This is a genomic window from Nitrospira sp. (genome assembly GCA_030692565.1).
Classification (GTDB): Bacteria; Nitrospirota; Nitrospiria; order Nitrospirales; family Nitrospiraceae; genus Nitrospira_D.
In genome coordinates, this window is the sequence record JAUYAO010000052.1 from 15,783 (window position 1) to 26,538 (window position 10,756).

Below are 10,756 nucleotides of genomic sequence, written 5' to 3' on the forward strand. Positions count from 1 at the left end.
TGTTGAGTAGAAAGAGCTCCTCACGTGTCATACGTGGGGAGCTCTTTCTCTTTTTTGTCAACAGCGGGCGTTTACTTGCTTGATCCTCAGTGCTACTATCGTGCCAGAGTTTTGCCTAGTCTATCTGGTAGCCGGTGTGATGCATGTGGGATGTAGTAGCCAGACGAAGCCTCCTTACTGTAAGTGGAGCACTGGCAGCATTCCTGATTTATCTGCTGTTTGTGAACGCAGACTCCGCTCCCACAAATCAGCCTGTTGCGCCAGGTGCCATTGAAAGCGCAGATGCGAAAATCTCTGATTTTACCTTCACACAGACCAAGGGAGATGTGGTGCAGTGGCGGGTGCAGGCCAAGCAGGCGCGCCTATTCGAGTTGGAAAAGCGCGCAGTCCTGAGCGACGTTGAAGTGACGCTCTATGGACAAGCCGGGAAAGAGGTGACCGTTCTGGGGGACGAAGGCGCGCTCGATACGGCCACGAAAAACTTCGTCTTGGCGAATCGAACGGAACCGCTGATCATCGCGACGGGAAGCGGATATACGATCTATACCAATCACCTGGCATGGACCGATGCCACAAAGATCATTCAGACCGGTGATCCCGTCCGCATTGTCGGCAATGGATTGGAAATTACCGGCAAAGGATTACTGGGACGGACAGAGTCTGAAGAGTTTGAGGTACTTGATGATGTTCATGTGGATCTCGTTTCTGGTTCTTAGTCTCTTGGCCCCGGTCATAGCCGAATCTGTGACACCTGTGGGTGCGGCTGTCCCTGCTGGGTCAGCTCCCGCTCAGGCTCCGACAACTATTACCGCAAAAAAAATGACGGTGCGTAATCAGGATAGTCAGGCCGTCTTTGAAGGGTCGGTTATTCTGACGCAAGGGACGTTGATGGTCTATTCGGACAAGATGGTGGTGTCGTTCTCCCCTCAGTCTGCGGATGCCAAGAAAGGGGAGCCTGGAGAAATCAAGAAGAGTGATCCCTCTTCTACAGCCAAACCAATAGGCAAGGGTGCCGATGTGATGCCAGGGGCTTCAGGTCGGTCCGTCAAGCAGATTGAGGCGACTGGCCATGTGCGCATCGAAAAAGAGACCGGAAATGCGACCTCCAATAAGGCGGTGTTCGACAATAGTCGACGGGTTGTGACCTTGACCGGGGATCCGGTGGCTTGGGAGAAGGGGACGCGAGTCAGCGGTGAGAAGATCGTGATTTACCTGGATGAAGATCGAAGTGTCGTTGAAGGGGGTTCGCATCTCCTCATCGACGGCGAACGTGGCGGAATGAAATGACGCAGGGAACCGAATCGGAATTGCTGGGGACGTCGGACTTCGTGACCGGTCCGCACACATCGTGCTTGCGGGCTCGAGGGTTGGAGAAGAGTTTTCGCGGGCGAAAAGTCGTCAAGGGCGTGGCAATCGAAGTGCGTGCTGGCGAAGTGGTCGGGCTGCTTGGTCCGAACGGCGCGGGAAAGACCACGATCTTCGATATGGTGGTGGGTCTCTGCCAGCCGGACGAGGGGGAGATAACGTTTAACGGCGAGTCCATCACGGATTTGCCGATGTATCAACGGGCCAGGCGGGGGATCGGGTATCTCCCGCAAGAGTCGTCGGTCTTTCGTCGCCTTTCCGTAGAGAAGAATGTCTTGGCGATTTTGGAAATCCTAGGCTATCCTCGTGGTGAGCGGATGGCACGGGTTGATGAGTTGCTCAAGGACCTTGATCTCCTCCACATTCGTGGCAGTATGGCGTATGCGCTGTCAGGAGGAGAGCGTCGTCGATTGGAAATCACCAGGGCCTTAGCGACAAGCCCCTCCTTCATGCTCCTGGATGAACCGTTCGCCGGGATTGATCCGATCGCGGTGGCCGACATTCAGCAGATTATTCTTCGACTGAAAGACAAGGGCATTGGGATTCTCATCACCGATCATAATGTTCAAGAGACGTTATCCATTACCGATCGTGCCTATATTATTAATGAAGGATTGATCCTGGAATCCGGTTCTCCGGAGGCCATTGTCAAGAGTGAAACCGCTCGGGCTGTGTATCTTGGAGAGCGATTCAAGCTGTAGAGGGTTGAATATCCAGTTATGAAACTTCGTCTCGATTTGAGGCTTAGCCAGAAGCTAATCATGACGCCGCAGTTGCAGCAGGCGATTAAGCTGTTGCAGCTGTCTCGTCTTGAATTGCAGCAAAGTCTGACCCAGCATCTGCTCGAAAATCCTCTTCTTGATGAAGTGCAGGCTGAAGTTGAGGAAGCTGAAGCGGCGGCGGCAGAAGGAAAAACGGAAGACCCCTCTGCAACGGCCACACAAGATAACGCGGAGGAGGCGGGAACTCCTGAGGAGCGAGGCTCGCCAGAAGAGTTTTCAGCCTCTGGATGGGAAGAGTACTTTGGCTCGGATCGTCGAGCCGGGGACTCGGAATATCCCTCCTCGTCTCAGGATGAGTTTCCCTCTTACGAGCAAACGGTGGCCAAAGCCACATCACTGGAAGAGCATTTGCTTTGGCAGCTCTCGCTCTCGGGTCTTTCAGAACGAGAGAAAGCCATTGGACGCCTGCTCATCGGAAATTTGGATGACGATGGCTATTTGAGAATAACTCTGGCCGAAGTTGTCAGCGGGAGCGAATTTGCGGAGGCGGAGGCCGAGTCGGTCCTCAAGGACATTCAGACCTTTGATCCAACCGGCGTCGGGGCACGTGATCTGCCGGAGTGTCTACTGCTTCAACTTGGCCATCTGGGCAAGAATCCGATGGGGTCGCTCGGTGCAAGGCCTGGTGCGCTCAAGGGAGCCGTCGTTGAAGGTATTATTCTGCATCATCTCAAGGACCTTGAAAAGAAACAGTATGCCAAGATTGCCAAAGCCTTGAATGTCACCGTTGAGGAAGTCTTCGAGGCGACGAAGCTGATCGGGGATCTGGAGCCGAAACCTGGTCGTCCGTTCACGAACACGCAGAATTACGTGATTGTGCCCGACGTCTTCGTCGTCAAGAACGAAGGGGAGTGGGTGGTCTTACTGAACGACGACGGATTGCCGCGTATGCGGATCAGTCCGTATTACAAGCAACTCATGACGGCTGGTGATGGCGGGACGGCTGAAACTAAGTCTTACCTCGATGAAAAGCTCAGAGCCGCCCAGTGGGTGATTCGGAGTATCGATCAACGGAATAAAACGATCGTCAAGGTCGTGACGAGTATTGTGAAGTTTCAGGAGCAGTTTTTTGAGCAAGGGATTGAACATCTGAAGCCCTTGGTCCTCAAGCAGGTGGCGGAAGACATCGGAATGCATGAATCGACGATTAGTCGAGTCACCGCCAACAAGTATATGTACTGCCCGCAAGGGATGCTCGAATTAAAGTTCTTCTTCAACGCAGGACTTCAACGCGCTGATCAGCCCTCTGACATGATGTCGTCGGTGTCGGTCCGCGAAATGATTCGGAAAATGATTGCCGAGGAGGATGTGCAGCGCCCGCTGAAGGATGAGGAGATTGCGGCGCGTTTGAAACTCCAGCAGGTCCTGATCGCGCGTCGTACGGTGGCGAAGTATCGCGCCGAGGATAACATCCCTTCTGCAAGCCAGCGAAAACGCCATTTTTAGTCTGCGCCCGCTGGGCATGGCGCAGAAATCGGTTCACGTAAGGAGACACTTCGCATGAAGCTACGAATCACTGGCCGCCACATGGATGTGACGCCCGCACTTCGTCGGTATCTTGAGACACGATTCGATCGGCTGGATCGGTACGAATTGAAAGTCGGGATTGTTCAAGTGGTCTTGAGTGTTGAGAAGCTGCAGCATAAGGCAGAAGCTGTCTGTGTGGTCCACGGGAAACGTGTGCAAGCGAAAACTTCGACGCGAGAAATGTACGCGACGATTGATGCCTTGGTGGACCGTATCGATGGCCAGCTCAGAAAGCTGAAGGAGCGATTGGTCAGTCATAAGCCTGCAAAGGCTACCCGAGTCCGGTCGGTGCGCGCGCTGGCGGCCGAGTGGCAAGCGGAGCCAGCCTTCAAGGTGGAGCGTCGGGCTGTGCCGGTCCTGTCCCTCGCGGAGGCACATGATCGGTTCGGTGATCACAGTGAGGCCTTTCTGTTGTTTGCACATATTGAGACCGGGAATCTCCATGTGCTTCAACGGAGCACCGGCGGGCGGGTATTGGTCTTTGAGCCTTTTGCTGAAGGTCGTCGAGGACATTCCTTCCCAGAGACAAGGGAATGAGTGTCTGGCTTGAGGTGGGCAGGATCTAGTTCAAAATTCGGCGAAAGGCCGTCTGGTTTTATTGCCTCGGTGACTGTGAGTTTCTCTTCCATGGTCAAGCTAGTTGTCCCCAATTAAGTCGTATGGCGCAGCTTAATCTCGTCATTGTCAGTGGCCTCTCCGGATCCGGTAAGTCGCACGCGCTGAAGGCGTTCGAGGATGCCGGCTATTTTTGTATCGATAACCTCCCGCCTGCGTTAATCCCGACGTTTGTAGAGTTGTGCAATCAGCAAGGGGGGGAGATATCGAACGTCGCGCTGGGCGTCGATGTTCGTGAGCGAGTCTTCTTTGCTGATTTGGTCGGGACGCTTGAGCGGGTGAGAGCCCTCGGGTACGCGATTCGGCTGCTCTTTTTGGAAGCCCGAGATGAAGTGCTTGTCAGGCGATTTTCCGAGTCGCGTCGCCCGCATCCGCTCCTGCCACATTTGCCGGTCCTAGAAGGGGTTCGGTTTGAGAAAGAACGGGTTGCTGAGTTGCGTCGCCATGCTGATCGGATTATCGATACGTCTGATCTGACCGTGCACGAACTCCGGGACGTATTGACGAAGGAGTTTTCCCGAGGTCCTGCCACTCGGCGCTTGACGGTAACCTTGCTGACGTTTGGATACAAATTTGGCGTTCCCTACGATATTGATTTGCTGTTTGACGTTCGGTTTTTGAAGAATCCGTTTTTTGTTCCCGACCTCAAGCCCCTTCCAGGGGATGATCCCCGTGTTCGTGCATTTGTGTTGTCCGATCCAGACGCCATTGACCTCCTGGTGCAGCTGGAGAGCATGCTGAAGTTCTTGATCCCTCTCTATGAGCGTGAACAGCGCAGCTATCTCACCATTGCGATTGGGTGCACCGGCGGGCGTCATCGATCGGTCGCGATTGCAGGTCGGCTCCGGGAGAGCCTTGGTGCAATCGGTCATGAAGTGATCCTCAAGCATCGAGATCTGCAGAAGTCCTAAGGAGGATTCTCAGGCGCTGCAGTCCACGCTGCTTCCTGTCAGTTCGGTTGTGTTGCTTGACAGGTCGAGCATATTGACTATACTTACCCTGTACCTGCAGAACCTAGCTTCCCTCAAGCACATTTCACGTGAAGAAACGAAACGCGATTCGCAAGATATCAGGGTATAAGACGAATCAGGTGTGTGACTTGTTCGATATATCGAAAGCCACGTTGTTTCGATGGGAGCGCGAAGGGTTGATTTCTGGCCCTCCTCGAGACTGGCGAAACTGGCGGCTATATACGCAGGAGAATGTGGCGGAAATTCTGAAAATGATTCGCGCTCGAAAGTTTGTCCTGTAGAGTAGCGGGTGAGGGATATGCTAAGCACATTTAAAAACATGTTTGAGACCGACATTGTCTCGTTACTGACTCCCAAGCGTCAGCTGGTTGGGCTCGACATTGGGTCGAGCGCAATTAAGTTGGTGCAGTTGAGGGAAAGTAAGGGCCGGTACTATCTCCAGAAGTTCGGCATGAAGCCGTTGGAGCCGGAAGTGATCGTAGATGGAACGGTCATGGACGAAGGGCGAGTGGTCTCGGCAATTCGTGAGTTGTTCGAAGAATCGAATGTCAAGAACAAGCAGGTCGCGGTGTCCATATCAGGTCACGCCGTCATTGTGAAAAAAATCAGCTTGCCTCCGATGCCCGATGAGGAACTGGAAGGGCAAGTGAAATTAGCGGCGGAACAATATATTCCGTTCGATATCAATGAAGTGAATATCGATTTCCATGTGCTTCCGGCTGATGCCTCAGGCGAGGGGTCCGGGGAGATGTCGGTTATTCTCGTGGCGGCAAAGAAGGACAAGATTAATGAGTTGACCGAGTTGGTCAAGGGTGCCGGATTGATGCCAATGGTCATGGACGTTGATGCCTTTGCCATCGAAAATATGCACGCGATTAACTATCCCCTGGCGCAAGATGAAACGACGGCTCTGGTGAATCTGGGAGCCAGTGTGATGAACGTCAACATTATCCGCGGTGGCGTCTCCTTGTTTACCCGGGATATCCCGTTGGGCGGCAATCGCTACACGGAAGCGATTCAGAGGGAAATGGGCCTGTCCTACGAGGAAGCTGAAGAGACCAAAAAAGGCGAGCGAAGCGGGAAGGCCGCCTCGGGTTCTATTGACAGTGTGATTGATAGCGTCAATGGAGAAGTGGCCTCAGAAATTGCCAGAACGGTTGATTACTTCAAGACCTCTGCCTCAAATGTGGGGCTGGATCGTGTTTTAGTGTGTGGCGGGGTCGCACGCGTCAGCGGGCTCGTGCAGCAATTAAGCGATCGCATGCAAACGCCGGTTGAAGTTGCCAATCCGTTTAGTGAAATTGATACATCGGGAAGTGACTTCGATCAGGATGCCCTGGCTGAAATGGCGCCGCTGGCTTCTGTTGCGGTAGGACTGGCCTTGAGATCAGTGGGGGACCGATGATTCGTATCAATCTACTTCCTGGCCCTAAAGGGCGCACGGCCAAGCCTCAGTATGATGTTCGGGCGCAGGCCTTACTGGGTGTTGGCGTGCTCTTGGTCACGATCGCAGGTTGTTGGTGGTACTCTTCTTCTCTTGATGAGGCCATTGAGGCTCGGCAGGAAGAGAAGCTAGCTAAAGAGAAGCAAGTTGTTCAGCTCAAAGAACAGGTGAAGCAGGTACAGGACTTTGAGCAGAAGAAGAAGTTGCTAGAGGATAAGAATCGGGTGATTGATCAGCTTGAGTCGGCGCGGGTCGGGCCGGTCAAAGTCTTGGATTTTGTGAGCCAAAGCATTGAGCCTTTGAAAGTCTGGCTCACCAATTTGAAGCTATCTGCTGAAAGTGTAGAAGTAGAAGGGAAGGCCTTGACGAATGATGATGTTGTCGAGTTCGTCAACAATCTGCGCCGGACTGATTTTTTCGCAAATATCAATCTCCAAGAAAGTAAGGCCGCAGTAGAGAATAAGATCAATATCTACCAGTTTAAACTGGCATTTCGCCTGAAAGGTTGAGCATGGCGTTGCCTTCTATCAATCTAGAGACGCTGCGCAGTATCCCTGCTCCGCAGAAGCTGGCCCTGCTGGGTTTGCTTGTGGGGGTGCTGATGGCGGGGTTCTACTTCTATATTGCAGAACCAAAAGCCGCGGCGATTGACATGCTTCAAGCGGACAACGCACGGTTGGACGGAGAAATTCAGACCCTCACGATCAAGGCGAAGCACCTCGACGAACTGCTCGCTGCCAATAAACAGCTTGAGATCGAACTGGCAAAAAAGAAGGAACGACTTCCTCCGGAAGAAGAAGCGGTCATGCTGTTGAAGCAAGTGTCCGATCTTGGTGTCCGCCTGGGGCTCGATATTAGGTTGTGGCGGCCGGGAGCTCAGGCAGAAGATGCGTCGAAACTGTTTGTGAAGATGCCTGTCGCCGTCGAAGCTACCGGGGCCTACCATACAACGGCACTGTTTTTTGATCGTATTAATCGGCTGCCGAGAATTATTACAGTCTCAGGTCTCAAGATGGGGGCGCCAAAGATGGAGCAGGGACGAATCGTGTCCCAGGCGCAATTTGATCTTGTGGCATATGCGGCTCCTCCGGAGAAGCAGGCTGCCGCGATTCCGGTGCCAAATGTTGGGAAGCCAGCTCCGGTTGGCAAATAGGGGATTGAGGAGCTATGCAACTGTCTAGTGTGGAGCGGATAGCGCGTGTGCCAAGAATTCCAGCGGGCACCATCTTCCTTGCTGGCGTATTGCTGTTCGTCGCAGGCGCGGAAGTTGGCGCCGGGACTTTGACCCCATCGAATCAAATCAGCCCGCTACGGCAGGATTCGATTAAGCTGCCTCCCGCTCCTGAAATCCAACGGCAAACCATCGCTCCGACCTTGATGGCCAATCCTTCGGTTGAAGGTGAGGCCTCGCTCTCATCTCCGTCCACTCTTCCTGATACTGGGAGCGGATTTGGATATGATCCATCAGGCCGTCGAGATCCGTTTGCGCCGGTCGTGCAGCAACTCCAACCAGGAAAGATGGATGTCAGCCTTCCTCCGCTCCAACGAGTCAATTTGACGGAGCTGAATTTAATCGCCATTGTGTGGGGCGCATACGGGTACACGGCGATGGTCCAGACTCCTGAGGGGTATGGGTATGCCGTCAGACGGGGGACACGCCTCGGGCAGAACAATGGCGTTGTGAGTGCTATTACGGAGCGAGGAATCATCGTGCAAGAGCGGTTTACCGATGTCTATGGGAAAAAACAGGAGCGAGAATACGTAAAGCTTCTTCACCCGAAAGAGGGCGCAGAATGAAAACATTAGCGGCAGTGGCAGGTACTTCGTTTCGCCGGGCATGGTGGCTGGGGATGGTGGGTGCCCTGTTGAGCGCTCAGACTGTTCAAGCTGAGCCATTGCTTACTCAGGCGGTTGGCCTTGAGCAGAGGGCGCATGACCAGGCAACCATTGCGTCCGATGCGATCGATGCTCCAGCCCAAATGGTCACTAAGATTGAAGTCCGTCCGGAAGGGGACGAGGTTACCGTCCTTGTGAAGGGCGATGGGAAATTGTTCTCGTCCGCTCGATTATTGGACGAGAATCGGCTGGTTGTTGATCTCATCTCTGTGTCGTCGGCGCTCAAATCTCCCCTGGTCTCGGGGCAGCATCAGCTTCTTAGAAAAGTCAGAGTTGGATATCATGCTGATAAGGTTCGTCTTGTTCTCGAGCTTCTTGGTCGTCCCTCATTTTCGGTCACTCCTGTTGGACATGACATTCTGGTCTCGTTAAAGCCGAGAGCGGTGGCGGCGAATGTTGTTCCGGTGAACGTGCCATCGTCTCCTGAAGGAAACATCCCCGATCCTGTAGGAATAGGCGGGAGCGAGTTTGCAGATTCTGGACAGGCGGTGCCGAGGGAGACCCGCGCAAAGAAGGGGCAGGTTATGGGGCCTGCGCAAGGGAAGTTCAAGGTCCGAACCATTCAAATGGCCACGGAGAGCTCAGCTCCGGAGAGCGATTCAAGAGGAGATGATCTTGTTGCCGGTCAGACACGCTTTGCTGGACGCCGGATCTCGTTAGATTTTCAGCAGGCCGATATCACCAATATCCTTCGTCTCATCGCTGAGGTCAGTGGGTTTAATATCGTGGTGGGCGAGGGGGTTAAGGCCAAGGTGACGATGAAGCTTGTCAGCGTGCCATGGGATCAAGCCCTGGATATGCTGCTCAAGATGAATGGGTTGGGCATGATTCGTCAGGGAACAATCGTGTGGGTTGATACGCTGACGAACATTGCCAAGCAGCAGGATGAAGAGGCCCGCGCGAAGGAAGCGAAGACCAAAGCTGAAGAACTGGTAGATCGCGTGTTCTACATCAGGAACATTCAAGCACAGGAACTGCAAACAGCATTGCGGCAGTATTTAAGCCCTCGTGGAGTCATGAATATCAGTGCTGGAAGCAATGCGTTGATCGTCCGGGATACCGAGACCAAGCTTGCGGTGATGAAGCAATTAGTGGATGGGTTGGATCTTCAAGTGCCACAGGTTCAGATTGAAGCGCGCATTGTTCAGGCCGATACGGTCTATGCACGCGGTATGGGCATTCAATGGGGCATTCAGAACGGTGATTTTGGGCCCAACTCATTTAACTTTCTTGGAAATGCAACTGGCGCATTTGCTCCTACTGGAGGGACTGGCGCAACCACAATTCCAAGAGACTTTATCGTCAATCTCCCTGCGCAGGTTGGTGGACTTCCGGCGGTTCCGGCGATCGGATATCAGTTTGGTAAGCTGGCACCCGGCTTTGCCTTGGATTTACGGCTGTCTGCTGGAGAGTTGCTGGGGTTAAGCAAAGTGATTGCGGCTCCGAAAATTACGACGCTGGATAAGCGTGAAGCGAAGATTTCACAGGGTGAATCAATTCCGTTCCAAACCACGTCGCTCCAGGGAACGCAGACGACATTTGTGGATGCGAATCTTGAGCTGAATGTGACTCCGCAAATTACGTCGCGCGATCCGAAGGAAGTCGGAAAGCAGATCCTTATGAAGGTTCGCGCTACTCGCAATGCGGTCGGTGCGCGAAGCAATCCTGCGGGTCCGAGTATCGATCGTCGTGAAGCGACGACTCAGGTTATTGTTCGCGATGGCGAGACGATGGTGATCGGCGGTGTGTTTGTGGATACCCAGAATAATAACGTGCAGGGAGTTCCGTACCTGTCACGAATTCCTGTCCTGGGATGGCTCTTTAAGAATAAATCGGAGAGCGTGTCGAAGCAGGAATTGTTGATTTTCATGACGCCGACGATCATTCGTACGACATAGTCAAACAGCAGAACGGCGTTGGATCGGCCCGTACTTGTTGCAGGTGGCAATGAGTACGGGCCGATCATTTTTGGAGGAGTCGGCTCCGCAGTGCAGTGGCTGGGGAGATGGCCGCGCGACCGGTGAGGCGATCACCTTTTAGTTCGTCCGAACCTATGCTACGATCCGCGCGGTTTTTCATGCAAGCAACATGAGCTAGTGGCGAATAGCCAGTAGTGTGCAGATCCTGAAGCCTCGTTTCATAGACTGAGGCGATTT

The 10,756-nt window shown here is 53.5% G+C and carries 12 protein-coding genes; all 12 read left to right on the forward strand.

Annotated elements, in window-relative coordinates; genetic code table 11:
- Positions 1-143 precede the first annotated feature (143 nt).
- The 12 genes from lptC (at position 144) to pilQ (ending at position 10,498) form a co-directional block, all read left to right on the forward strand.
- A complete protein-coding gene (lptC, locus tag Q8N04_13700; GenBank protein MDP3091731.1) occupies positions 144-716 on the forward strand; it encodes an LPS export ABC transporter periplasmic protein LptC in 573 nt (190 codons plus the stop codon).
- Positions 691-1,287: an LptA/OstA family protein gene (locus tag Q8N04_13705; protein MDP3091732.1), complete on the forward strand. Its 597-nt coding sequence runs from the start codon at positions 691-693 to the stop codon at positions 1,285-1,287. The genes lptC and Q8N04_13705 overlap by 26 nt, the downstream gene beginning before the upstream one ends.
- Positions 1,284-2,066, forward strand: coding sequence for an LPS export ABC transporter ATP-binding protein (gene lptB / locus Q8N04_13710; protein MDP3091733.1), 783 nt, complete (start codon positions 1,284-1,286; stop codon positions 2,064-2,066). The genes Q8N04_13705 and lptB overlap by 4 nt, the downstream gene beginning before the upstream one ends.
- Before the next feature lie 18 nt (positions 2,067-2,084).
- Positions 2,085-3,593: an RNA polymerase factor sigma-54 gene (gene rpoN, locus Q8N04_13715; GenBank protein MDP3091734.1), complete on the forward strand. Its 1,509-nt coding sequence runs from the start codon at positions 2,085-2,087 to the stop codon at positions 3,591-3,593.
- A gap of 54 nt (positions 3,594-3,647) precedes the next feature.
- On the forward strand, positions 3,648-4,211 hold the full coding sequence (gene raiA, locus Q8N04_13720; GenBank protein ID MDP3091735.1) for a ribosome-associated translation inhibitor RaiA: 564 nt from the start codon (positions 3,648-3,650) through the stop codon (positions 4,209-4,211).
- Between the two features lie 122 nt (positions 4,212-4,333).
- On the forward strand, positions 4,334-5,200 hold the full coding sequence (gene rapZ / locus Q8N04_13725) for an RNase adapter RapZ (GenBank protein ID MDP3091736.1): 867 nt from the start codon (positions 4,334-4,336) through the stop codon (positions 5,198-5,200).
- Positions 5,201-5,328: 128 nt separating this feature from the next.
- Positions 5,329-5,541 carry a MerR family transcriptional regulator gene (locus Q8N04_13730; GenBank protein MDP3091737.1) on the forward strand — a complete coding sequence of 71 codons (213 nt, stop codon included), beginning with the start codon at positions 5,329-5,331 and terminating at the stop codon, positions 5,539-5,541.
- Positions 5,542-5,579: 38 nt separating this feature from the next.
- Positions 5,580-6,665, forward strand: coding sequence for a type IV pilus assembly protein PilM (gene pilM, locus Q8N04_13735; GenBank protein ID MDP3091738.1), 1,086 nt, complete (start codon positions 5,580-5,582; stop codon positions 6,663-6,665).
- Positions 6,662-7,213, forward strand: a complete 552-nt coding sequence (locus Q8N04_13740; GenBank protein MDP3091739.1) for a PilN domain-containing protein — start codon at positions 6,662-6,664, stop codon at positions 7,211-7,213. The genes pilM and Q8N04_13740 overlap by 4 nt, the downstream gene beginning before the upstream one ends.
- Before the next feature lie 2 nt (positions 7,214-7,215).
- Positions 7,216-7,857 (forward strand): type 4a pilus biogenesis protein PilO, encoded by a 642-nt coding sequence (gene pilO, locus Q8N04_13745; protein ID MDP3091740.1) that lies wholly within the window; start codon positions 7,216-7,218, stop codon positions 7,855-7,857.
- Between the two features lie 14 nt (positions 7,858-7,871).
- Positions 7,872-8,501 carry a pilus assembly protein PilP gene (locus Q8N04_13750; GenBank protein ID MDP3091741.1) on the forward strand — a complete coding sequence of 210 codons (630 nt, stop codon included), beginning with the start codon at positions 7,872-7,874 and terminating at the stop codon, positions 8,499-8,501.
- The gene (gene pilQ, locus Q8N04_13755; protein ID MDP3091742.1) at positions 8,498-10,498 is read left to right on the forward strand and encodes a type IV pilus secretin PilQ; all 2,001 of its coding nucleotides are present in this window, start codon (positions 8,498-8,500) and stop codon (positions 10,496-10,498) included. The genes Q8N04_13750 and pilQ overlap by 4 nt, the downstream gene beginning before the upstream one ends.
- Positions 10,499-10,756: the final 258 nt, after the last annotated feature.

Bases quoted from the DNA above. Each gene is read 5' to 3' on its own strand.
- pilO (MDP3091740.1), top strand. From the start codon at position 7,216: ATGGCGTTGCCTTCTATCAATCTAGAGACGCTGCGCAGTATCCCTGCT.
- Q8N04_13750 (MDP3091741.1), top strand. From the start codon at position 7,872: ATGCAACTGTCTAGTGTGGAGCGGATAGCGCGTGTGCCAAGAATTCCA.
- raiA (MDP3091735.1), top strand. From the start codon at position 3,648: ATGAAGCTACGAATCACTGGCCGCCACATGGATGTGACGCCCGCACTT.
- rpoN (MDP3091734.1), top strand. From the start codon at position 2,085: ATGAAACTTCGTCTCGATTTGAGGCTTAGCCAGAAGCTAATCATGACG.
- lptB (MDP3091733.1), top strand. From the start codon at position 1,284: ATGACGCAGGGAACCGAATCGGAATTGCTGGGGACGTCGGACTTCGTG.
- lptC (MDP3091731.1), top strand. From the start codon at position 144: ATGTGGGATGTAGTAGCCAGACGAAGCCTCCTTACTGTAAGTGGAGCA.
- pilQ (MDP3091742.1), top strand. From the start codon at position 8,498: ATGAAAACATTAGCGGCAGTGGCAGGTACTTCGTTTCGCCGGGCATGG.
- pilM (MDP3091738.1), top strand. From the start codon at position 5,580: ATGTTTGAGACCGACATTGTCTCGTTACTGACTCCCAAGCGTCAGCTG.
- Q8N04_13740 (MDP3091739.1), top strand. From the start codon at position 6,662: ATGATTCGTATCAATCTACTTCCTGGCCCTAAAGGGCGCACGGCCAAG.
- rapZ (MDP3091736.1), top strand. From the start codon at position 4,334: ATGGCGCAGCTTAATCTCGTCATTGTCAGTGGCCTCTCCGGATCCGGT.
- Q8N04_13705 (MDP3091732.1), top strand. From the start codon at position 691: ATGTGGATCTCGTTTCTGGTTCTTAGTCTCTTGGCCCCGGTCATAGCC.